General features: G+C 64.9%; 22 protein-coding genes and 1 pseudogene. 11 read left to right on the top strand and 12 right to left on the bottom strand.

Annotation, left to right across the window (positions count from 1 at the left end; all coding sequences use genetic code 11):
* Positions 1 to 67 precede the first annotated feature (67 nt).
* The 8 genes from rseP to rpsB form a co-directional block, all read right to left on the bottom strand.
* Positions 68 to 1,411 carry an RIP metalloprotease RseP gene (rseP, locus tag J2T07_RS17855; RefSeq protein ID WP_306851811.1) on the bottom strand — a complete coding sequence of 448 codons (1,344 nt, stop codon included), beginning with the start codon at positions 1,409 to 1,411 and terminating at the stop codon, positions 68 to 70.
* 45 nt (positions 1,412 to 1,456) lie between these two features.
* Entirely contained in the window at positions 1,457 to 2,635 is a 1,179-nt protein-coding gene (locus J2T07_RS17850) for a 1-deoxy-D-xylulose-5-phosphate reductoisomerase (RefSeq protein WP_306852180.1), read from the bottom strand.
* 9 nt (positions 2,636 to 2,644) lie between these two features.
* The gene (locus J2T07_RS17845; RefSeq protein WP_306851809.1) at positions 2,645 to 3,463 is read right to left on the bottom strand and encodes a phosphatidate cytidylyltransferase; all 819 of its coding nucleotides are present in this window, start codon (positions 3,461 to 3,463) and stop codon (positions 2,645 to 2,647) included.
* A gap of 12 nt (positions 3,464 to 3,475) precedes the next feature.
* Positions 3,476 to 4,213: a polyprenyl diphosphate synthase gene (uppS, locus tag J2T07_RS17840; protein WP_306851806.1), complete on the bottom strand. Its 738-nt coding sequence runs from the start codon at positions 4,211 to 4,213 to the stop codon at positions 3,476 to 3,478.
* 20 nt (positions 4,214 to 4,233) lie between these two features.
* On the bottom strand, positions 4,234 to 4,791 hold the full coding sequence (frr, locus tag J2T07_RS17835; protein WP_306851804.1) for a ribosome recycling factor: 558 nt from the start codon (positions 4,789 to 4,791) through the stop codon (positions 4,234 to 4,236).
* Positions 4,792 to 4,891: 100 nt separating this feature from the next.
* A complete protein-coding gene (gene pyrH / locus J2T07_RS17830) occupies positions 4,892 to 5,614 on the bottom strand; it encodes a UMP kinase (protein ID WP_306851802.1) in 723 nt (240 codons plus the stop codon).
* Positions 5,615 to 5,933: 319 nt separating this feature from the next.
* Complete coding sequence (tsf, locus tag J2T07_RS17825; protein ID WP_306851801.1) at positions 5,934 to 6,812, bottom strand: translation elongation factor Ts; 879 nt, start codon at positions 6,810 to 6,812, stop codon at positions 5,934 to 5,936.
* A gap of 89 nt (positions 6,813 to 6,901) precedes the next feature.
* On the bottom strand, positions 6,902 to 7,750 hold the full coding sequence (gene rpsB / locus J2T07_RS17820; RefSeq protein ID WP_306851799.1) for a 30S ribosomal protein S2: 849 nt from the start codon (positions 7,748 to 7,750) through the stop codon (positions 6,902 to 6,904).
* 377 nt (positions 7,751 to 8,127) lie between these two features.
* On the opposite strand from rpsB, the gene map reads away from it, so the two are divergent.
* From map to dapE, 5 genes are all read left to right on the top strand, one after another.
* Entirely contained in the window at positions 8,128 to 8,895 is a 768-nt protein-coding gene (map, locus tag J2T07_RS17815) for a type I methionyl aminopeptidase (protein ID WP_306851797.1), read from the top strand.
* A 66-nt stretch (positions 8,896 to 8,961) separates the two neighbouring features.
* Positions 8,962 to 11,619, top strand: a complete 2,658-nt coding sequence (glnD, locus tag J2T07_RS17810; RefSeq protein WP_306851796.1) for a [protein-PII] uridylyltransferase — start codon at positions 8,962 to 8,964, stop codon at positions 11,617 to 11,619.
* Positions 11,606 to 12,433 (top strand): 2,3,4,5-tetrahydropyridine-2,6-dicarboxylate N-succinyltransferase, encoded by an 828-nt coding sequence (gene dapD / locus J2T07_RS17805; RefSeq protein WP_306852177.1) that lies wholly within the window; start codon positions 11,606 to 11,608, stop codon positions 12,431 to 12,433. Before glnD ends, dapD begins: the two co-directional genes overlap by 14 nt.
* A gap of 3 nt (positions 12,434 to 12,436) precedes the next feature.
* Positions 12,437 to 12,790, top strand: coding sequence for a Spx/MgsR family RNA polymerase-binding regulatory protein (locus J2T07_RS17800; protein WP_306851793.1), 354 nt, complete (start codon positions 12,437 to 12,439; stop codon positions 12,788 to 12,790).
* A gap of 5 nt (positions 12,791 to 12,795) precedes the next feature.
* Entirely contained in the window at positions 12,796 to 13,926 is a 1,131-nt protein-coding gene (dapE, locus tag J2T07_RS17795; RefSeq protein WP_306851791.1) for a succinyl-diaminopimelate desuccinylase, read from the top strand.
* Positions 13,927 to 13,939: 13 nt separating this feature from the next.
* Here the strand turns inward: dapE and J2T07_RS17790 are convergent, their stop codons facing one another.
* On the bottom strand, positions 13,940 to 14,752 hold the full coding sequence (locus tag J2T07_RS17790; RefSeq protein WP_306851789.1) for a phosphodiester glycosidase family protein: 813 nt from the start codon (positions 14,750 to 14,752) through the stop codon (positions 13,940 to 13,942).
* A gap of 103 nt (positions 14,753 to 14,855) precedes the next feature.
* Between J2T07_RS17790 and J2T07_RS17785 the strand changes: the two genes are divergently transcribed.
* Positions 14,856 to 15,344, top strand: coding sequence for an NUDIX hydrolase (locus tag J2T07_RS17785; RefSeq protein WP_306851787.1), 489 nt, complete (start codon positions 14,856 to 14,858; stop codon positions 15,342 to 15,344).
* A gap of 111 nt (positions 15,345 to 15,455) precedes the next feature.
* Here J2T07_RS17785 and parC read toward each other — a convergent pair whose 3' ends face one another.
* Both parC and J2T07_RS17775 read right to left on the bottom strand, forming a co-directional pair.
* The gene (gene parC, locus J2T07_RS17780) at positions 15,456 to 17,696 is read right to left on the bottom strand and encodes a DNA topoisomerase IV subunit A (RefSeq protein WP_306851785.1); all 2,241 of its coding nucleotides are present in this window, start codon (positions 17,694 to 17,696) and stop codon (positions 15,456 to 15,458) included.
* A 96-nt stretch (positions 17,697 to 17,792) separates the two neighbouring features.
* Positions 17,793 to 18,830 (bottom strand): proline iminopeptidase-family hydrolase, encoded by a 1,038-nt coding sequence (locus J2T07_RS17775; RefSeq protein WP_306851783.1) that lies wholly within the window; start codon positions 18,828 to 18,830, stop codon positions 17,793 to 17,795.
* Between the two features lie 235 nt (positions 18,831 to 19,065).
* On the opposite strand from J2T07_RS17775, the gene J2T07_RS17770 reads away from it, so the two are divergent.
* The 3 genes from J2T07_RS17770 (at position 19,066) to J2T07_RS17760 (ending at position 21,164) form a co-directional block, all read left to right on the top strand.
* Entirely contained in the window at positions 19,066 to 19,539 is a 474-nt protein-coding gene (locus tag J2T07_RS17770) for a nuclear transport factor 2 family protein (protein WP_306851781.1), read from the top strand.
* Between the two features lie 130 nt (positions 19,540 to 19,669).
* The gene (locus J2T07_RS17765) at positions 19,670 to 20,623 is read left to right on the top strand and encodes an RHS repeat domain-containing protein (RefSeq protein WP_306851779.1); all 954 of its coding nucleotides are present in this window, start codon (positions 19,670 to 19,672) and stop codon (positions 20,621 to 20,623) included.
* Between the two features lie 13 nt (positions 20,624 to 20,636).
* Complete coding sequence (locus J2T07_RS17760; protein ID WP_306851776.1) at positions 20,637 to 21,164, top strand: hypothetical protein; 528 nt, start codon at positions 20,637 to 20,639, stop codon at positions 21,162 to 21,164.
* Positions 21,165 to 21,166: 2 nt separating this feature from the next.
* Here the strand turns inward: J2T07_RS17760 and J2T07_RS17755 are convergent, their stop codons facing one another.
* Positions 21,167 to 21,997, bottom strand: coding sequence for an endonuclease/exonuclease/phosphatase family protein (locus J2T07_RS17755; RefSeq protein WP_306851774.1), 831 nt, complete (start codon positions 21,995 to 21,997; stop codon positions 21,167 to 21,169).
* A 125-nt stretch (positions 21,998 to 22,122) separates the two neighbouring features.
* Here J2T07_RS17755 and J2T07_RS17750 point away from each other — a divergent pair, with 125 nt between their 5' ends.
* On the top strand, positions 22,123 to 22,599 hold the full coding sequence (locus J2T07_RS17750) for a hypothetical protein (RefSeq protein ID WP_306851771.1): 477 nt from the start codon (positions 22,123 to 22,125) through the stop codon (positions 22,597 to 22,599).
* Positions 22,596 to 22,757, top strand: a pseudogene (locus J2T07_RS19185) (cysteine peptidase family C39 domain-containing protein); the annotation flags it as partial. The gene J2T07_RS17750 and the pseudogene J2T07_RS19185, both read left to right, overlap by 4 nt.
* Between the last annotated feature and the right edge of the window lie 4 nt (positions 22,758 to 22,761).

Raw genomic sequence — 22,761 nt, 5'->3', positions numbered from 1 at the left:
AGGACGCGCGAGCGTCCATAGCCTGGGTGATACGGTGAGTGGGTTCCCCGCAACGCGTGGATCCCCGTCACGAGACGAGCATTCGCTGGATGTCGTTGAAGAACGCCAGCCCCATCAACGTGAACAAGAGGACGATACCCACGTACTGGCCGGCGATCATGGTGCGTTCGCTGACCGGGCTGCCTTTGATCAACTCGATAAGGTAATACAGCAGGTGTCCACCGTCCAAGACCGGGATGGGCAGGAGGTTCAAGATCGCGAGGCTCAGGGACACCAGAGCGAGGAAGTTCAGGAACCAGCCAAGGCCGCGATTGGCGGAATCGTTGGCGACCTGGGCGATGCCGATGACACCGGAGAGGTTCTTGGTGGAGGCCTCGCCGGAGAGCATCTTGCCGATCAGGTTGAAGGTGGAGGCCGTGCCTGTCCACGTGGCCCGCAGTGATTCGCTGAAGGCGCGTACGGGCCCGTAGCGGAGCGTGGCTTCCTCCATGGGACGGGGCGCCACGCCGACCAGCCAGCGGGTGGGCTGGCCCTGCTCGGACTTCATCCGGGCGGTGATATCGAACGTCTTCGGCTGACCATCACGCTGGACGGTGACGGCGATTTTTGGCGATATCGCGGCCTGCTCCGGCACCAGCTTGGTGAAGTCGCCGAAGTCCGATACCGGCTTGCCGTTGACGGCGAGGATGCGGTCGCCGACGCGCATGCCGGCGAGGGAAGCGGGATCCCCGGGAACCACCTGGCCGATGACGGCGGGCAATTGCAGCCCCAGGCCGAGCTGGGTGAACCGCTTGCCGATGTCGCCGTTGGCGTCGAGGTTCTGCAAGGGCAGCACGACGTCGCGCTGGGTGCCATCGGCACCGGTGACCCGCACCGGGAGGGGATCGTTGCCGAGCAGGCCATTGGCCAGCACTTCGGTGGCATCGCTCCAGTTGCCCACCGGATCGCCGTTCATGGCGACGATGCGGTCGCCCGGGCGTATGCCGGCCACGGCGGCGACACTGCCGGGCTGGGCGGTGATCACGGGGGCCACGTCCGGCTTGCCGACCATGTACATCGCCCAGAACGCGGCGATGGTGAAAATCAGATTGAAGGCGGGGCCGGCCGCCACGATGGCGATGCGTTTCCAGACCGACTTGCCGGTGAATTCCTCGTCGCGCTGGGCCGGCGAGACGTCGCCTTCGCGGGCGTCCAGCATCTTGACGTAGCCGCCGAGGGGAATCGCGGCGATCTGGTATTCCGTGCCGTCCTTCGCCACGCGGCGCCACAGCGGGCGGCCGAAACCGACCGAAAAGCGCAGCACGCGCACGCCACAGCGGCGCGCGACCCAGTAGTGGCCGAATTCGTGGAAGGTCACCAGCACGCCGAGCGTAACCAGCAGCCAGAACACGGAACCTAGGACAGGACTCATCGGAGAGGGAAGGTCTCGAATAAAAAACGTTTGGGTGGAGCGAGTTTAGCAGTAAGCGCGGTGAAGCACGTCCCGGGTCACCCTGCGTGCTTCGGCGTCTCGTTCCACAAGGGACTGGACATCGACCACGGGTTCGGCCGGCAGTTCCTCAAGTACCCTTTCGACGAGCTCGGCAATACCGAGGAAGGGGAGGGTTCCGGCCAGGAAGGCCTCCACGGCCACCTCGTTGGCGGCGTTGAGGATGGCCGTGGCGTCGCCGCCGGTACGCAGGGCGGCGAACGCCAGGGCGAGGCAGCGGAAGGTTTCGGTATCGGGCTGCTCGAAGTCGAGACGGGCGTGGGCGGCGAGGTCCAGCGGTGCCACGCCCGCCTCGATCCGCTCCGGCCAGGCCAGCGCGCAGGCGATGGCCGTCCGCATGTCGGGGTTGCCCAGCTGGGCCAGCATGGAGCCGTCGAGGTAGTCGACCATCGAGTGGACCAGGCTCTGCGGATGCACCACCACGTCGATCGAGTCCACCGGTGCGGCGAACAGGTGGTGGGCCTCGATCACTTCCAGGCCCTTGTTCATCAGCGTGGCCGAGTCGACCGAGATCTTCCGGCCCATGGACCACTTGGGATGGGCGCAGGCCTCATCCGGCGTGACCGCACCGAGGTCCGCACGCGTGCGGCCGCGGAACGGGCCACCCGAGGCGGTGAGGACGATCCGGCGAACGCCTGAGCGATGCAGGTCGGGCCGGCCGCCCGGCAGGCACTGGAAGATGGCGTTGTGTTCGGAGTCGATGGGGATGAGGTCGCCACCGCCCTGGCGCAGCGCCTCGAGCAGCAAGGCCCCACCCATCACGATGGATTCCTTGTTGGCCAGCAGCAAGCGCTTGCCCGAGCGTGCGGCGGCCAGGGTCGAATCGAGCCCCGCCGCGCCGACGATCGCAGCCACGACCGTGTCGCACAACGGTCCCGCGGCGGCTTGGGTAACGGCTTCGTGCCCCGAGGCGACTTCGCAGCGCACGCCGGCCGCGGCCAGCCGACGGGCCAGATCCGCTTCCATCGAGGGGTCGGCCACGATGGCGAGGTCGGGCCGGAAGCGCTCGCACAGTTTGGCCAGCGAGGCGGTATCGCGGTTGGCCGCCAGCACGGCGGCGCGGAAGCGACCCGGATGGCGGGCGATGACGTCGAGCGTGCTGCCGCCGATGGAGCCGGTGGCGCCGAGGACGGCGACCTGGCGTATACCCATGGTTCAGAGCCCCAGCAGCAGCTTGCCGGCGGCGAACACCGGCAGCGCGGCGAAGACGCTGTCGAGACGATCCAGGAGTCCGCCGTGGCCGGGGAACAGGTCACCGGAATCCTTCACCTCGGCATGGCGCTTCATGAGGCTTTCGAAGAGGTCGCCGACCACCGCGATCGCCACGGTGACCACGCCCAGTGCCGCCAGGCCGACCAGTTGCCAGCCTTCGCGCACGCCGAGCAGGAAGCCGCCGAGAAGGGTGACGAGGCTGCCAGCCACGATGGCGCCGTAGACGCCGGCCCATGTCTTCCCCGGGCTGATCCGCGGGGCGAGCTTGCGCCGGCCGAAATAGCGGCCGCTGAAATAGGCGCCGGTATCGGCGAACCAGACGATCACGAGGGAGAGCAGGGTCCACCAGTTGCCGCGTTCGCCGCTGTGCATGAGGATCGCGGCGGCGAGGGTAGGCACGATCACGAACGCGCCCGCGCCCAGCTTGAGCATGCGGTTCTCGGCGTTCGGGGCGGCGGCGAAGCTGAAGTGGCGCAGCCAGAAGCAGCAGCCGATCCACCAGGCCACGCCCGCCAGCGTGACCACGGTGAGCAGGCCCGGCGTGCGAACGATCAACAGGGCGACGAACATCGCGGCGGCGACGCCGGCAACGATGCCGCGGCCGACCGGGGTGCGGCAGCCGGCCAGCAGGCTCCATTCCCAAGCGGCGCCGACGAAGACGATGGCGACCAGCGCGGCGAAGAAGCCGGTGGGCGGCAGCAGGATCAGGGCCAGGACCAACGGGATGAGGATCGCGGCGGTGGTGATGCGTTGTTTCAGCATGGGGTTCCGGCGTCAGCCTTTGGCGACCTGTTCGCCGGTGCGCCCGTAACGGCGCTCGCGGCGGGCATAGTCGTCGAGGGCCTCGTCGAGGCAGGCCTGGTCGACGTCGGGCCACAGGGTGTCGGTGAAATAAAGCTCGGCATAGGCGATCTGCCAGAGCAGGAAGTTGCTTACCCGGCGCTCTCCGCCGGTACGGATGAAGAGGTCGAGCGGTGGTTGGTCGGCGAGGCAGGTGTAGCCGTGCAGGCGCGTTTCGTCGATGTCGTCCGCGCTGAATTCGCCGCGGGCGACGGCCTCCGCCGCGAGCCGTGCCGCATGCGCGATGTCCCAGCGTCCGCCGTAGTTCACGGCCACATTCATGTTGAGCGCGGTGTTGGCGGAGGTGCGCTCCATCGCCGCGCGCATGCGTGCGCTCAACTCGGGAGCGAAGGCGTCGAGGTCTCCCACGAAGCGGATGCGCACGCCGTTGCCATGGAGTTCGTCCACTTCCTTGTCGAGCGCCTTCAGGAAGAGTTCCATCAGGGCCGAGACCTCGGTGGGCGGACGACGCCAGTTCTCGCTGGAGAAGGCGAACAGGGTCAGCGAGGCGATGCCGCGGCGGAGGCAGAACTCCACCGCTTCCCTCACCGCCTTCTGCCCGGCGTGGTGGCCGAACGTGCGGGGGCGCAGGCGCTGCTTGGCCCAGCGGCCGTTGCCATCCATCACGATGGCCAGGTGGCGTGGCACCCCGGCTTCGGGCCTCGCTGCCATGGGCAAGATCCGATGGCGCGTCAGAGCGCCATCAGCTCCTTTTCCTTTTCCTTCACCACGTCGTCCACTTCCTTGACGAACTTGTCGGTGAGCTTCTGGATATCGTCATCCGCGCGCTTCTGGTCGTCCTCGGTGATTTCCTTGTCCTTGAACAGCTTGGCCACGTGCTGCACGGCATCGCGGCGCACGTTGCGGATGGCCACCTTGGCGGCTTCGCCTTCCTTCGACACGCTCTTGGCGAGCTCCTTGCGGCGCTCCTCGGTCGGCGGCGGGAAGTTCAGGCGGATGTCCATGCCCATGGTGGTCGGGGTGATGCCGAGGTCGGAAGCCATGATGGCCTTCTCGATCGGACCGACCATGCTCTTGTCGAAGGGCTTGACAGAGAGCGAGCGCGCGTCCGGCGTGGTCACGTTGGCGACCTGGGACAGCGGAGTGGGCGTGCCGTAGTAGGGCACGACGATATTGTCGAGGATCGAAGGGTTGGCGCGACCGGTGCGGATCGTCTTCAGGTCGTGCTTGAGCGATTCGATACTCTTGCCCATGCGGGTCTGGGCATCGTTCTTGATGTCGTTGATCATGGACGTAATTCCGATGGAACAGGTCAGCAAGCGAGTATAGCAGCGCGGGCGGCGCGGCCGTGCCGCACCGCGCCACGGAGGCGCCAGAGGCGGCCGGGGGTCAGCCCGCGTCGACGAGGGTGCCGACCGGCTCGCCCCGCATGATCCTCATGAGGTTGCCCGGCTGGGTCATGTCGTAGATGCGCAGCGGCAGCTTGTTCTCCCGGCACAGGGCGATGGCGGCGGTATCCATCACTTCCAGGCGGCGCTCGATCACCTGGTTGTAGGTAAGGTGGTCGTAGCGCTGGGCCGTCGGATCGCGCTTGGGATCGGCCGAATAGATGCCGTCGACCTTGGTCGCCTTCAGCAACAGGTCGGCGCCGACTTCCACGGCGCGCAGGGCGGCGGCGGAGTCGGTGGTGAAGAAGGGATTGCCGATACCGGCGGCGAACAGGGCCACGCGGCCCTTCTCGAGGTGGCGGATCGCGCGGCGACGGATGAAGTCCTCGCATACCTCGTTGATCTTGATCGCACTCATGGTGCGGGCTTCGCCGCCGAGCTTCTCGATGGCGTCCTGCATGGCCAGCGCATTCATGACGGTGGCGAGCATGCCCATGTGATCGCCGGTGACACGGTCCATGCCCGAGGCGGCCAGGCCGGCCCCGCGGAAGATGTTGCCGCCGCCGATGACGACACCGATCTGGACGCCGGCGTCCCGTACTTCAAGGATTTCCTTCGCGAGCCGGCCGATCACCTTGGGATCGATCCCGTAGTCCTCGCTACCCATCAGGGCTTCACCGGAGAGCTTGAGCAGGATACGGCGGTGGTTCAGCGGATTGCTCATGGGGATCTCCAGATTGTGTGGGGCAAAACGCGGGCAGTTTAGCGCGCCGGGAGGCATGACAGGAATGTGAAAAACTGTCGCGCATCGCGTTTTTGGAAGCGCTGGAACGAGTGGCGCTGGTGGGAGCGCTGGTAGGGGCAATGGCAGGGCCACTGGTGGGAGCCGACCTTGTCGGCGATGGGTGCTTGCCGTGACCTGGCCCGCTGCCGCGGGATCGCCGGCAAGGTCGGCTCCCACCAGACCGAAAAGGCTCCATCAGAACCACAAAAAAGAGGCCGCGATCGCTCGCGGCCTCTTTACTTTCACCAGGTGGGAAGGCTTACGCCAGGCCAGCCTGCTTCATCACTTCGGCCGCGAAGTCGTCGACGACCTTCTCGATGCCTTCGCCAACGGCCAGACGCTGCACCGTCACGATGTCCGCGCCGGCCTTCTTCAGGGTCTCGGCGACGGTGACATCGCCGTCCAGCACGTACGGCTGGCCGACCAGGGTGGCTTCGGCGAGGATCTTGTTGATCTTGCCGGTCACGATCTTGTCGAGGATGTCGGCCGGCTTGGCCTTTTCCTTGTCCGACATCTGGCTCAGCGCGATTTCCTTTTCTTTCTCGATGTAGTCGGCCGGGACGTCTTCCACCTTGATGAACTTGGGGTTCATCGCGGCGACGTGCATGGCGATGCCCTTGGCCAGCTCTTCCGAGCCGCCCTTGAGGGCGACCAGCACGCCAATGCGGCCGCTGTGGGAGTAGGCGCCGATCGGGCCATCGTTCTCGGCCTTGGCCATGCGGCGCACGTCGAACTTCTCGCCGATGGTGAGGGTGAGGGCCTTGGCGCCTTCCTCGACCGTGGTGTCGCCGAGCTTGGCGGCCTTCAGCGCCTCGATGTCGGCGACGCCAGACTCGAGGGCGACGTTGGCGACGTCCTTGGTGAACTGGATGAACTGCTCGTTGCGCGAGGAGAAGTCGGTCTCGCTGTTGACTTCGACCAGGACTGCCTTGCCGGCCTTCTGGGCGACGGCGATCAGGCCTTCGGCGGCGACGCGATCAGCCTTCTTGTCCGCCTTGGCGAGGCCGTTCTTGCGCAGCCATTCCATCGCCGCTTCGATGTCGCCGTTGTTTTCGACGAGTGCCTTCTTGCACTCCATCATGCCTACGCCGGAACGCTCACGCAGTTCCTTGACGAGGCCCGCGGTGATCTCAGCCATGGTAATTCCTCAATGATTTGATGGGCGCCGCGGCGGTGGTGCCGCGGCGCCGGATGAAACGGAAGAGCGTGTGTTACGGGGCGGGGCGCTTACGCGCGGCCACGACCGCCGTCACGGCCGCCTTCGCGACGCGGTGCACCCTTCTTGGCCGGGGCGCCGCGACGCTCGCCACGCGGGGCTTCGTCCTTGGCCACCGGGTTGCCTTCCTCGTCCAGCTCGACGAATTCGTTCGCGTCGCCACGGGCGGCGTTCGGCGAAGCGGCCTTGCCTTCCAGGATGGAATCGGCGGCGGCACGGGCATACAGCTGGATGGCGCGGATGGCGTCGTCGTTACCCGGGATGGCGTAGTCGACGAGGGCCGGGTCGTAGTTGGTATCGACGATGGCGACGACCGGGATGCCGAGCTTGCGGGCTTCCTGGACGGCGATGTCTTCGTGGCCGATGTCCACGATGAAGAGGGCGTCCGGAAGGCGGTTCATGTCCTTGATGCCGCCCAGCGAGTTCTGCAGCTTGTCGCGCTCACGGCGGCGGGCCAGTACTTCGTGCTTGACCAGGCGGTCGAACGAACCGTCGGTTTCAGCGGCCTCGAGTTCCTTCAGGCGGGCGACCGACTGCTTGACCGTGCGGAAGTTGGTCAGCATGCCACCGAGCCAACGGGCGGTGACGAACGGCTGGCCGGCGCGCGCGGCTTCCTCGGCGAGGGCCTCGCGGGCCGAACGCTTGGTGCCGACGAACAGGATGGTGCCGCCCTTCTGGGCCAGGCCCGAGAGGAAGTTCATCGCGTCGGTGAAGAGCGGGAGCGTCTTCTCGAGGTTGATGATGTGGATCTTGCCGCGGGCGCCGAAGATGTACGGAGCCATCTTGGGGTTCCAGTAGCGGGTCTGGTGGCCGAAATGGACGCCGGCTTCCAGCATCTCGCGCATGGTGACTTGTGCCATGGAATTACTCCTGGGCGAACCGCTCGAGCGGTTCTATGGGGGTTGGGACCTCCACGCATCCCCGGCTTCGACCCGGCCTGGCCGCGGCGCCTTTCGCGACGACGGGAGGACGGGCACCCCGAAGGCGGTGCCGATGCGTGTGTGGCGTTAAAAGCGAATGCCTTGCGCCGGGCCAAGGATGGCTTCGTGCGGTTACAATCGCGCTTCGATTCACCGCCGCGGTCACTTGAGAGTGACTTCGCCGGACAGCAAAACTCGCTAATTGTAGCCCCTGGACCCGCCCGGCCGCAAGCCGAGGGTGGATTTCCGGCAGGGTCGCCGCCACCTCGGGTGGCAGGCCCAATACCCTGAGGGCGAAGGAAAAAAGAGAACCCACCATGGCAGTCGTACCGAAGACCCCCGAAGAGATCCAGGCCATGCGCGAGGCTGGCCGCCTGGCCGCCGAAGTGCTGGCCATGCTCGTGCCGCACGTGAAGCCGGGCGTCACCACGGAATACCTGGACCAGCTCGCCCACGACCACATCGTGAACGTGCAGAAGGCGATCCCCGCCAACGTCGGCTACCGGGGCTACCCGAAAACCACCTGCACGTCGGTCAACCACGTGATCTGCCACGGGATTCCCAGCCCCGGCAAGGTCCTGAAGGACGGTGACATCGTCAATATCGACGTCACCGTGATCAAGGACGGATGGCACGGCGACACCAGCCGCATGTATTTCGTGGGCACGCCCAGCGTCCTCGCGAAGCGCCTTGTCGAAACCACCTTCGAAGCGATGATGAAGGGTATCGAGGCGGTCAAGCCGGGCGCGACGCTGGGCGACGTCGGCGCCGCGATCCAGAAGCACGCCGAAGCGGCGGGCTTCTCGGTGGTCCGTGAATACTGCGGCCACGGCATCGGCAAGGTCTACCACGACGAACCCCAGGTGCTGCACTACGGGCGCGCCGGCACGGGCCTGGAGCTGAAGCCGGGCATGACCTTCACCATCGAGCCGATGGTCAACGCGGGTAAGCCGCAGACCAAGTCGCTGCCGGACGGCTGGACCGTGGTGACCAAGGATCATTCGCTGTCGGCGCAATGGGAGCACACCATCGCGGTCACCGAGGATGGCTTCGAAATCCTCACGCCCTGGCCGGACGCCGCCTGATGCGCTTTCGACGAGGGCGCGCCTAGTCTTCGTCGGTTTCATCCCACCACCACCGAGGGCCCCGACGTGACGCTGCCATCGCTTCCACGCCTGCCCGCCGTGGTACCCCGCTCGGGCGTGTCGCCCGAGGCGCGGCGTTCGCTCAGGCAGTTGCTGGGCGACGTCGATCGTGCGCTCACCGTCGCTTTCCATGACGGTGAGGATGCGTCCGCGCTGGCCCGACGCCGGGCCGAGATCGTCGAGCGCATCGTCGTCCACACCTGGGGAGCTTGCCTGGGCGACATGGCGGCCGCGGCGTTGTTCGCCGTGGGCGGCTTCGGTCGCGGCATGCTTTTTCCCCGTTCGGACGTGGACCTCCTCGCGCTGGTAGGCGAAAGTTCGCCGGCGCTCTACCGTGCGCTGGAAAACTTCTTCGCCTGCCTGTGGGACATCGGCCTGAAGCCGGGGCATGCCGTGCGCACCACGGAGCAATGCCGTGAGCTGGCGGCAAGGGACCTGAGCGTCTTCACCAGCCTGCTCGATGCCCGGCGACTGGTCGGCTGGCCCATCCTGGGCAACGAACTCCGCGGCATCCTCGACGATCCCGAGGTGTGGCCACCCCGGGCCTACCTTGCCGCGCGCCTCGCCGAGCGCGATGCGCGGCATGCGCGTTACGACGACACCGCGCAGAACCTGGAGCCCAACCTGAAGGACGGCCCGGGTGGACTGCGCACGCTCGACGCCATCCGCTGGCTGGGACGGCGCCTGGCCCATGCACCGGATTTCGATGCGATGGTGGCCGAAGGACTATTGGAGCCGGTGGAGGCGGCCCGGCTGACTCGCGCGGAAGAGACCCTGCGTCGTTACCGTTACGCCTTGCACCTGGAAGCGGGACGCGCCGAGGAGCGCCTGCTGTTCGATTACCAGCGGGCGCTGGCCGCGCGGCTTGGTTTCGAGGACGAGCATGCGAAGAACCTGGGCGTCGAGCAGTTCATGCAGGGCTACTACCGTGCCGCCACGCAGATCGAGCGTTCGGGCACGCAGCTGGTCGAGCGTTTCGAGGAGATGCTCGACCCCGTGACGGAGCCACTGCCGGTCGGCAGCGACTACGTGCGCTATGGCGCGCGTATCGCGTTGCGCAATCCGCACTTGTTCATACGCCGTCCTTCGGCACTCGTCGAGATTTTCATCGCCCGCCTCGACGAACCGGGCATCGCCGGCTTCACCGCCGAGACGATGCGGCGCATCCAGCACGCGGTGTCGGCACACGGCGAGTCGCTCGCCGACGATCCGCAGGTGCTGAGCGCCTTTCTCACGCTGCTTCGCCGTGGCGCTCCCGCCGTGGAAGCCTTGTGGCGGATGAACCGGCACGGCCTGCTCGCGGCGGTGCTGCCCGCGTTCGGCAAGGTCGTGGGGCGCATGCAGTACGACCTGTTCCATGTCTACACCGTCGACGAGCATACGTTGCGAGTGCTGCGCAACGTCGCCCGTTTCGCCGAGCCCGCCGCCCGGCGCGATTTCCCCATCGCATGCGAGATCTGGCCGCATGTCGAAAAGCCCGAACTGTTGCTGCTGGCCGCGCTGTTCCACGACATCGCCAAGGGTCGCGGCGGCGATCATTCCATGTTGGGTGAGGAAGACGCGCGCGCCTTCTGTACGCGGCTGGGCCTTCCGGACGAGCAGGTGGAGCTGGTCGCCTGGCTGGTCCGCCATCACCTGCTGATGAGCACGACGGCGCAGCGCCAGGACATCACCGATCCCGACGTCGTGCATCGCTTCGGTGCCGTGGTGGAGGATTGGGAGCACCTGGACCATCTCTACCTGCTGACCATCGCCGACATCATCGGCACGAGTCCCAAGCTGTGGAACGCGTGGAAGGATCGCCTCCTGGCGGACCTCTACACGGCCACGCGCTTCGCCCTGCGCAGTGACCTCACGCCGCCCGGCCATTCGGGCATGCGCGTGCGCGAGTGTCGCGACCGTGCCCTCGAGATGCTGGTGGCCGAGCACATCGCCGCCGACGACATCGCGAAGGTGTGGGCCGAATTTCCCGATACGAGCTTCCTGCGTCATCGGCCGGAGCAGATCGCCTGGCAGACCGCGGCCATCCTGCGCGCGCATGGCGCCACGCCGCTGGTGGAAGTGCATCCCTTCTCGGTGCGGGGCAGCACGGAACTCTTCATCTACACCCCCGACCGCGATGGTTTGTTCGCCACGGTGACGGCCGTGCTCGACCGCCTGCGCTTCTCGGTGGTGGAAGCGCGCGTGCTTGTTTCCAGCACCGGCAAGGCGCTCGATACCTTCCTTTTGCTGGAGTCGGACTCGCAAGCCCCCGCATCGCTGCAACGGTCCGAAGAATTGCGCACGCGCATGCTGCGCGCACTCGATCAGCCGGCGGGGCAGGGGCCGCCCAAGCGCAGCCTGTCGCGTCACCTGCGGCACTTCCAGATGGCGCCACGCGTCGAGTTCGTCGATGCGGGCGAGCGCACACAGCTGGCACTGGTCTGCACCGACCGGCCGGGACTGCTCGCCGCCGTGGCCCAGGCGCTGGCCGAGGCAGAAGTGCGCGTGCATGATGCGCGCATTGCCACGTTCGGCGAGCGCGTCGAAGATTTCTTCCAACTTACCGATCGCAGCAACGCGCCGCTGTCGCCCGAACGCCGGGAGATCCTGCGGGCCTGCCTGCTGCGCCACATCGGTTCCGAACATCCCAGGACTCCCCAACATGCAGATGCAAACACTTGAATCCCTGATCGATAGCGCCTTCGAACGCCGCGCCGAACTGACCCAGAACGAGATCGAGGGCGACTTGCGCGAAGCCGTGGAGCAGGTGCTCAATTTGCTCGAGTCCGGCGAGCGCCGCGTGGCCGAGCCTGATGGCAACGGTGGGTGGAAGGTCAACCAGTGGCTGAAGAAGGCCGTGCTGCTTTATTTCCGCATGAACGGCAACCAGGTCGTCGACGGGGGCCCGTCCAGCGCGTTCGACAAGGTGCCGTTGCGCTTTACCGATGGTGACGCCACCGAATACGCGGCGCTCGGCGCGCGTGTCGTGCCGGGTGCGCTGGTTCGGCGTGGCGCTCACATCGCCAGGGACGTGGTGTTGATGCCGAGCTACACGAACATCGGTGCCTATGTCGGTGCGGGGACGATGGTCGACACCTGGGCCACGGTCGGCTCCTGCGCACAGATCGGCGCGAACGTACACCTGTCCGGCGGCGTCGGCATCGGCGGCGTGCTCGAACCGTTGCAAGCCAATCCAACCATCATCGAGGACAATTGCTTCATCGGCGCGCGTTCCGAGGTGGTCGAGGGCGTGGTGGTGGAGAAGGGTTCGGTCATCGGCATGGGCGTGTTCCTTGGCCAGTCCACGCGTATTTACAACCGCGCCACGGGCGAGGTCAGCTACGGTCGCGTGCCTGCGGGCAGTGTCGTCGTCTCCGGCAGCCTCCCGGCGAAGGACGGCAGCCACAGCCTCTACGCGGCCGTGATCGTGAAGCAGGTGGACGAAAAAACCCGCTCGAAGACCGGCATCAACGAACTCCTGCGCAGCGGTGACTGATCCATGACGATCACGGTGTATGGCTTGCCCAACTGCGATACCTGCAAGAAGGCGCGCAACTGGCTCACCCGCTTCGAGGTGGCACACGATTTCGTCGACTATCGTACGAACCCGGTGCCTGCCGCCACGCTGAAGGCGTGGGCCGGCAAGCTCGGCGGTTGGGAGAGACTGGTCAACAAGGCATCGACGACGTGGCGCACCCTGTTGCCACAGCGCAAGGATCCGCGCACCGATCCGGAGTGGACCCTCCTGCTGAAGGAGTATCCGGCGCTGATCAAGCGCCCGGTGGTGGTCGAAGGCGACGAGGTGACGGTCGGCTTCAGCGACAACGCCTTCAAGAAGCGCTTCGGTAAATAGCGCCCATGTCACCCGTACTCGAACTCACCCACGATCTGATTCGCCGCCGGTCCGTGACGCCCGAGGATGCGGGTTGCCTGCCGTTGATCGCGGAGCGGCTGGCCGTGCTTGGCTTCCATATCGAGCATTTGCGCTTCGGCGACGTCGACAACCTTTGGGCCACCCATGGGAGCGTCGGTCCCGTGCTGGCCTTTCTTGGGCACACGGATGTCGTTCCGGCCGGACCGGAAAGCGCGTGGGCCTCGCCGCCGTTCGAGCCGGACGAACGCGAGGGTCTTCTTTATGGCCGCGGTGCGGCCGACATGAAGGGCTCGGTGGCGGCCATGGTCGTCGCCCTCGAACGCTTCGTCAGCGCGCACCCGGATCATCCCGGCACCGCGGGCCTGTTACTTACCAGCGACGAAGAGGGCGTGGCGCTGCATGGCGTGCGCGAGGTGGTCGATCATTTTGCGAAGACAGGGCAGCGCATCGATGCCTGTGTCGTCGGGGAGCCGTCCGCGAAGGCGAAGCTCGGCGACCTCATTCGCGTGGGCCGCCGCGGCTCGTTATCCGGAACACTGACAGTGCGTGGCATACAAGGACATGTCGCTTACCCCGAGAAGGCAAAGAATCCGATTCATGTCCTTGCCCCCGCACTGGCGGCGCTGGTCGCGGAATGCTGGGACGAAGGCAACGCCGACTTTCCGCCGACCTCGTTCCAGGTGTCGAACATCAATGCGGGTACGGGTGCGAACAACGTCATCCCCGGTGACCTGGTGGCGTTGATCAACTTCCGTTTTTCCACCGCGAGCACGGCCGAGGCATTGCGGGAGCGCACCGAAACGATCCTGTGCGCACACGGTGTCGATTTCTCGATCGACTGGCACCTTTCCGGGCATCCGTTCCTGGCCACGCCGGGTGGGCGCCTGCGCGAGGTGGTGGTCGGCGTTTGCCGCGACCTGTGTGGGATCGATCCCGAGCAGAGCACGGGCGGTGGGACCTCGGACGGCCGCTTCATCGCGCCCATGGGTGCCGAGGTGATCGAACTCGGGCCGGTGAACGCAACGATCCACAAGGTGGACGAGTGCGTGTCGGTCGCCGATCTCGAGCGGTTGCCGGATCTCTACGAGGCGATCTGCGAACGCATGCTGCGCTGACCGTCGCGCACCATCACTTGCGCTTCGGAAACACCGCGATCATGCCCGCGTAGGGCTTGGTCATGAATGCGGGCGCGCCCACGTAGCCGTCGTCGGGTGTGTAGGCCTGGGAGATCGTACCGTCGAGGAACAACGCATCGCGGCAACCGATCTCGTCGCGGAACAGGCGGGCGAAGCTGTGGAAGTTGACCGGCGCGCGGCTGACCACGAAGACCACCTCGCGCGGCGTCTTCGCACAGACGCCGCTGCGCCATTTCATGCTGTCCGAACCGTTGTCGAACTGCGTGTTGATCTCGCCGTCGATCACCAGCATCGGCCCCGACTGGGTCGCCCAGCGCGGCTTCCGGCCGGCGGCGCGGAATGCCTCGCTCGTGCGCACTTCCGCGCTGCCGTCCTCGTAGACGGCGAAGACGCCGTTGGGCAGTAGCGAAAAATTTCCCGACCGCGGATTTCCGTGGGCGAGATTGAGCGGGACGATGGTCTTGCCATCCTCGACATAGAGGCCGAGCGGCTTGAATTCGCGATCGTAGATGCCGGCGTTGGTGGCGAACGCCAGATGGCGCCCCTTGGCTTCGGTCCACGCCTTCAGCGTCTCGAGGGTGCTGAAGGGCTGGCCGTTGTCCGGGTTGCGCCAATGGAGCTCGATATCCTCGTCGCGCGTGTCCACGGTGACCACGAAATAGGACTGGCTGTCGAACACGACGTCACGGCCATCGACGGCATCGGCCGGGTCCGCACAGCCGATGGCCAGCCCCGTGAGGGCGGCGAGGGCGAGGATGCGAAGGCCGACATGGCGGAACATTCGGGAGAAGGAAGGATGGAGCATCCGTCGATGTTCGCCGGGGTGGAGGTGCAGTGCAAGGGCCGAAGACGCCACTCCCGCGCGGACGGCGTAAACTTCGGCCTTTTACCCCGATTCCTCCACCACCATGCCCTATACGCCTATCGTTGCCACCCTCGGCTATGTGTTGTCACCGGACGGCGAGCGCGTCCTCATGATCCACCGCAACGCCCGCAAGGACGACCATCACCTGGGCAAGTACAACGGCCTTGGCGGAAAGATGGAGCCGGGCGAGGACATCGCCGCGTGCATGCGCCGGGAGATCAGGGAAGAGGCAGGTATCGAATGCCTGGAGATGTCCCTGCGCGGCACCCTGAACTGGCCCGGCTTCGGCAAGCACGGCGAAGACTGGCTGGGCTTCATCTTCGTGGTGACCCGCTTCGAGGGGACGCCGTTGGAATCGAACCACGAAGGCGCGCTGGAATGGGTGGCGCTGGAAAGCCTGCACGACCTTCCCATGTGGGAAGGCGACCGACATTTTCTGCCGCTGGTGTTCGACGCCGACCCACGGCCGTTCCATGGCGTGATGCCGTACAAGGACGGGCGGATGATGTCCTGGGGGTTCACCCGGTTGTAGAAGCGTCGCCGCTGAAGCGGCTCCCACACAAAACGCACGCATGCCTGGATTGCCAGGCAGAGTGTGGGAGCCGCTTCAGCGGCGATGGCTCCGGCAGGGGCCCATGGGGCATCAGCCCGTTGTCTCGATCCGCTCCACGCGCCTCAGGCCGCGCGGCAATACGCCGCCTCGGGTGGCGCGATTGCCGCCGTACTCGACGAGGTCGGCCCACCGCAGGGTGAGCTTGCGCTGCCCCGCGTACAGGGTGACTTCGCCCTTTCCTTCGGTGACCACGGCGACACCGACGACGCGCTCCTCGCCCGAGGCCAGCTTGGCCTTCGGCACCTCGATGAGCTTGTTGCCCTTGCCCTTGTCCAGTTCCGGTAGCTCGGCCACCGAGAACATCAGCAGGTGGCCCTCGCTGGTGACGACGACGATACGGTCACGCGACGGATCGGCGGTGATCGCCGGCGCCAGCACGCGAGCACCATCGCTGAGCGAGATGATCTGCTTGCCTGCCTTCTGGCGGCCCGTGAGCGCCTCGAAACGGGTGACGAAGCCGTAGCCGAAATCGGTGGACAATATGACACGCGTGTCGTTGTCCGCGGCCACCACGGCGTCGAAGCGCGCGCCCGCCGGCGGGCTGAACCGGCCGGTGAGCGGTTCACCGTTACCGCGAGCGGAAGGCAACGTATGCGCAGGCGTGGCGTAGGCGCGGCCGGTGGAGTCGATGAAGGCCACCTGCTGCGTGGTGCGCGCGCGCGCCACCGCCAGCAGGCTGTCGCCGTCGCGGTAGGAGAGTGCCTCGCCGTCGATGTCGTGGCCCTTGCCCGCGCGTACCCAGCCCTTCTGCGAGAGCACCACGGTGACCGGCTCGGACACGACCAGGGCGCTTTCGTCCAGTGCCTGGGCGGCGCTGCGCTCGATCAGTGGCGAGCGGCGCTCGTCGCCGTACTTCTCGGCGTCGTTGCGCAGTTCGTCCTTGATGAGGCCCTTGAGTTTGGCCGGCGACTTCAGGAACACGTTGATGCGGGCGCGCTCTTCCTCGAGCTTGTCGCGCTCCTCGTTGATCTTGAACTCCTCGAGGCGCGCGAGCTGGCGCAGCTTCGTCTCGAGGATGTAGTCGGCCTGTTCGTCGTCCAGCTTGAAGCGCGCCATCAGGATCGGCTTCGGCTCGTCCTCGGTACGGACGATGCGGATCACCTCGTCGATGTTGAGGTAGGCGATGCGCAGTGCTTCCAGCAGGTGGAGGCGCCGTTCCACGCGGCCCAGGCGATGGTTCAGGCGCCGGGTGACCGTGTCGGTGCGGAAGCGCAGCCATTCGCTGAGGATGACCTTCAGGTCCTTCACCTGCGGACGGCCATCCAGGCCGATCATGTTCAGGTTGACGCGAAAGCTCTTCTCCAGGTCGGTCGTGGCGAAGAGGTGTTGCATCATCTCCTCCACGTCCACGCGGTTCGAACGCGGCACGAGCACGAGGCGGATCGGGTTCTCGTGATCGGACTCGTCGCGGAGGTCTTCGATCATCGGCAGTTTCTTCGCGCGCATCTGCGCGGCGATCTGCTCGAGGATCTTGGAGGGCGAAACCTGGTGTGGCAGGGCGGTGATGACGATATTGCCGTCGTCACGCTCGTACACGGCACGGGCGCGGATCGAGCCGGTGCCGTTCTGGTACATCGCCAGGATCTCGCGGCGCGGCGTGATGATCTCGGCCGTGGTCGGGTAATCCGGCCCGTGCACGTGTTCGCAGAGGTCGGTGATCGTCGCGTCCGGGTCGTCGAGCAGGCGGATGCAGGCGCTGGCGACCTCGCGGAGGTTGTGCGGCGGAATGTCCGTGGCCATGCCCACGGCGATACCCATGGACCCGTTCAACAGCACGTGCGGTACGCGCGCGGGGAGCCAGGAGGGCTCCTCGAGCGTGCCGTCGAAGTTCGGCACCCAGTCGGTCGTGCCATGGCCGAGTTCGGACAGGAGCACTTCCGCGATCGGCGTGAGGCGCGACTCGGTGTAGCGCATGGCCGCGAAGCTCTTCGGATCGTCCGGCGAGCCGAAGTTTCCGTGACCATCCACCAGAGGGTAGCGGTAGGAGAACGGCTGGGCCATGAGGACCATCGCCTCGTAGCACGCCGAATCGCCATGCGGATGGAACTTGCCGATGACGTCGCCGATGGTGCGCGCCGACTTCTTCGGCTTGGCCGTGGCGGCGAGGCTGAGCTCGCTCATGGCGTAGATGATGCGGCGCTGCACCGGCTTCAGCCCGTCGCCCACGAAGGGCAGGGCGCGGTCCAGCACCACGTACATGGAGTAATCGAGATAGGCCCGCTCAGCGTAGTCCTTGAGCGGGATCTGTTCGTAATTGGCTTGCAAATTCATGGGCTTGAGCATCCGGCTGGCGCGCCACGGCGCGTCGTTAACCGGACGATGGTGCCAGAAAGGCGTCTCAGGAGCGAAGACCGGGCAGGAGGCTCATCAGTTCAACGGCTTGCCGGCGTCCACGTCCTTGAGGAACTTGACCAGCCCGGCGAAGTACGTCTTCTGGTCGTCGTACATCGCCATGTGCGAGCCCTGCGGGCAAAGCAGGAAGCGCGCGTCGGGCATCTTCTTCGCCATGGCTTCCATGTAGGCGGGGTCCATGGTGTCGTATCGGGCGCCGATCACCAGGGTGGGTACCTTGATGGTCTTCAATGCCTGGCTGCGGTCCCAGTGCAGCAGCTTGCCGCTGGCGCCCAGCTCGCTGGGGCCCTGCATGGCCACGTAGATTTGCTGGTTGAGCCGGGAGAACGCCCGCTCCACCGGGTCGGGCCACTGCGCGGCCGGCATGCGCAGGATGTGCTGCTCGTAGTGCATGGGCATGAGCAGGGCCATGTACGCCGGGTCGTCGGTCTTGTGCTCGGCTTCCAGGCGCTTCACCTCGGCGAGCTTCTTCTGGTCCATCGCGGGCATCAGCACCTTGCTGGCGTAGGCGTTGTACGCCGGGATGCTGTCCATCATGTTGGAGATGACCAGCCCTTTGAGGTGCTGTGGATACTTCAATGCGTACTCGATGGCCAGCACGCCACCCCAGGAATGGCCGAGGAGGTAGAAGTTGTCCTTGTCCAGGTGCAAGGCCGTGCGTACCTGCTCCACTTCGTCGACGAAGCGGGGGATCTCCCACAGCGATTCGTCCTTGGGGTTGTCGCTGAAGGCCGAGCCGAGCTGGTCGTAGTAGTAGTACTCGATGCCCTCGCCGGGAAAATAGCTGTCGAAGGCCTCGAAATACTCATGCGTGGCGCCCGGTCCGCCGTGCAGCAGGAGCACCTTGATGCGGGGATTGTTGCCGACGCGCTTGGTCCACACCTTGAACTTGCCCTTGGGCGTGTCGATGACGATCGTCTTGACCCCGCCCGAGAGGACGTCGTCGCGGCCGGTGTTGTCGAAGTAGGAGGAGGTCGTGGCGGCAGGCGCCGTGCCCGCCTGGGCGCATAGCGCAACAAGGCAGACCAGGAGGGTGGCAAGCAGTCGTCGCATCGAAGTACCCCTTGAAGAGTGATGGTCGTCATCGGCACGTGGCGGGGGCCTCCGGCCCTCACGCCACGCTCGCCTTCCCGAAGCGTACCCGAACGAAATATCCCGCGTTCACCCGTGAGCCCGCCGCCGTCCCGCCGCGCGGCAGGCACGTCGGAGCGGAGGGTGACGAACGGGCCATGCGTGCGGATCGGTCCCGCCGGATGATCCGGCAACATCCTGATGACGAGAGACGCTCATGTCGCCATACAGAACGGCCCTGCTGTCCCTCGCGCTCCTTCCCGTGGCCGGAACGGCCGCCGCCGCCGAGGGCACGCCCGAGGCCGCGGTCGCCCGCTATGTGAAAGCGGAACACGACTTCGACCTTCCCGCGCTGCGCGCGATCCTGCTTCCGAATTTCGTCGAGGTATCACCGCGCGGGGAAGTGGACGAGCACGATGCCGTGCTCGGCTTCTACGCTCCGGAAAAGAAGGGCGAGGTGCCGCCTACGTCGCTCGACGACGTGAAGGCACGCGTCCATGGCAATAGCGCCTTCGTAACCGGCACCGTGGTCTTCACGGTGAAGGGCATGCAACGTCGTTTGACCCTCGGCGCGAGTGTCGTCAAGGGTGCCGACGGCTGGCGCATGGCCTCGGCGCAGTACACGCCCGTGCCGCCGAAGACGCCCCCGTTGCCTCCCGTGTCACCGCAGCCGCCGGTTAACGGCGGCTGAGCCTAGTGGTGCCCTCTCCAAGCCGGGAAGGTGTCCGAATAGCAATCTGCCATAGAAAAGGTTGATTGGGCGCAGAGGCACGAACAACAAGTTTTATGTAACGATACCCAGACAAGGAACAGGGGGAGATATGGGTATCTCAAGGTCAAATTATTCAAGCGCTTGTTGTTTGATTGTTGCACTGATGGTCGCGGCGCCAGCATGGAGCGGAAAATCAGTTTCGTACTATTACTCCGATCCACAAGGCACCATTCTGGCGGTTACCGATTCGAACGGCAACGTAGTCTCTACTACGGACTACGCGCCCTATGGCGCTTCCGTGATGGGTTCAGTGTCAGATGGCCCAGGTTACACAGGGCACGTTGCTGATACTGATAGCGGCCTAATTTATGCGCAAGCTCGTTATTACGATCCCTTCATCGGTCGATTTATCAGTGTTGATCCAAGTCAGCCTGCTCCGGGCGAGCCTTTCTTGTTCAATCGCTTCAATTATGCGAACAACAGTCCGCTGGTGCATATTGATCCTGATGGCCGAAATGCGATCATTACGTATAAGCAGGATGGAAGTATTTCCATCGCAGTCCCGGTCCAATTTTCGGGTCCGGCTTCAGCGAGTTCGCAAGTGGTTTCAAATATAAAATCAAGTGTCGCCGCAAAATGGTCAGGGCTTTATAGTGTCGGTGGCGCGATTACTTTGGTAAAAGTCGCCATAGTCGATGTTGACGCTACTACGCCAAAGAAGGCAGTAAATAACATTACGCTAGTAAATGGTCCAACATCAGATTTGAATAGCTCCGGCGCTTCTTTCGTAAGTCAAGGTAATAGCGGTGAGTGGAATGTCACATCCTCAGGCTGGTCCCAAGGCGAGGCAGAGCATGAGACGGGACATCTTATGATGGAGAATGATCATTATTCCGAGACAAAGGATGCAAGTGGAAACCGTGTGACGGTGGCAGACCCAGGATATAAATCAAACTTGATGGGTGCACTAGGTAATAACGTGATTACGGGGAGCCAGAATATGGATGCAATTCTTAAAAGTCGGCAGAACATCACCATTAAAGAGTCCCCTACGAACCCATAGGAGTTATGCGCGCATGTTCAACTTCTCGCGCTCTTTGAGAATCTATTATGGGTTCTTGCTTTTTATGGTATGCGGAATTGTCGTTGCGGCAAGTAATCAGGAGCAAGCGGCCCAGGTAAAGGCGTCACGTTACGTATATTGCAACGTGTATGCGGGCACAGTCTGCTTCGGCATTGGTGGAGGTGATGAACTGACGATGTCGTTGCCTATCGACTTTACGATATATGACCTGACTCTCCCGCATTCCGTGAAGGTACGCGTTTATCTCGGCTACAACCCGAAAATGGACATTTTTGAATCAGCTAAGCCCTGCAGTTCCGAGTTGGAAGTGACTCAGTGTCGATACGTGACCTCGACCTCTAAGTGGGACGTTCTATATGCAGGAAAGGGTAACCAGCCTTCCGTTCATGTCCATATAGAGGGGGCAGGTGACGACGCCAAGCAAGTCGTCCATGACTTTCTGGGCAACTTCCGCCCGTGTAACCGCGAAGGCGCGAGTATTAAATGCACCGACAAGCGGATCTTCGCTGCTATCGATTGAGATTAGAAGTTGAAATCAGCCTGCACCGGAAAATGATCCGACGGATAGCGCCCATCCTTCGATGAGGTGACGGTCTTGACCGACGTCGCCTCGACGCCGCGATAGAGGATCCAGTCGATCCGCTTCGTCGCCTTGCCGGTGAAGTCGTGGAACGTCTCCGCTGGGCCGTCCTGCTTCGGCGCGGTGTTCCATGCATCCTTCAGCGATGCGGTGAGCGACTTGTGCGTTTCGCTGTCCGGGCCGGTGTTGAAGTCGCCGGTGAGGATCACCGGCACGTTGGCTGGCAGCTTCGCGATCCACGCGGCGATTTCGCGCGCGCTGCGCGAGCGGGCGTCTTCGTCCTGGTCGCGATAGGGGAAATGCGTGTCCAGCAGGTAGAAGCGCTTGTGGTCGCTGGTTCGTTCGAACAGCGCCCAATTCACCATGCGCGGAAAGATGTTGCCCCAGGTGATGCTTGCCACCTTGTCCGGCGTATCCGAAAGCCAGAAGTCGCCGGACTCGATCACCTTCAGGCTGTCCTTCCGGTAGAAGATGCCCATGTGCTCGTCGCCGTGGGCGCCGAAGCGGTCGCGGCCGAACCATGTGTATTCCGGCAGGCGCTCCACCGTGTCGTCGCCCTGTTGCTTGTACAGCTCCTGGGTGCCGATGACGTCGGGATGCAACTGGCGGATGGTGTCGGCGAACAGGTCGCGTCGCTTGTCCCAGCCATTGGGGCCATCCTTGCCGGTCATCGTGCGGACGTTGAACGTCATCACTTTCAGGTCGGCCGCCGTGGAGGGGAGGGCGGCCGCCGCGATGGACAGGGCGAGGGCGATGCGAGGGAGAAGGGTCATGGCTACCTGCCTTTGCTGGACGATCGCCCGACTATAACGGCGCGCCCAAGTCGGTGTCGTGACCTGTGTCGACATCGGGCGGGTGAGGCACAATGACCAGCCCCGGACGATTGGCAGAGGCTTGCATGGCGACGCATGGCGACAAGGCATCCGAGAGCGGACGCAATGGCCGCAAGATCGCATTGATCGTGATCGCGGTCGCGTTCATCGCGTCGGCGACGACGGCGATGCTCGCCTTCACGGCGTCGCACCGCGCACGCGAGGCCGATGCCAAGGCATTGGAGGCCGACGGTAGCGACCTGCGTGAAATGATCGCCGATTGGCGATCGCTCCTGGCCGACGCGGAGAAGGCAGCTCCCGAGGATCGCCAGCCGCGTGTCGATCGCCTCATCACTCGCATCAACGCGCTGTCCGACTGGAAACCGCGCACCCCGTGCGGCCAGGAGACGCGTGATCGTTTGCGCGGTGTCATGGAAGAGCGCGCGCGACGCTTGATGCGTGACGAAAACGGGCAGGATGCAGGCACGCCTCCCGCCGATGAAGCGGACATATTGGCGTCGGCATGGCGCCAGTGCATGGCGGCGGGAGCGACGTCTGAATGAAAGTCATTCGTCAGGAGCCTGCGAAATGCGGGCTGGCATGCGTCGCGCTGGTTCCATCGACTCACGGTCACGACTTGACGTTGGCGGAAATGCGGAGGCGCTTCCCGGCGCCGCTCGAGGGCGTGGAGCCCGGCGCGCTGATGGACGTGGCCCATGCTGCCG

The organism is Luteibacter jiangsuensis, from assembly GCF_030812295.1.
In the GTDB taxonomy this organism is placed as follows: Bacteria; Pseudomonadota; Gammaproteobacteria; order Xanthomonadales; family Rhodanobacteraceae; genus Luteibacter; species Luteibacter jiangsuensis_A.
This window is presented reverse-complemented; position numbering and strand designations above follow the sequence as displayed.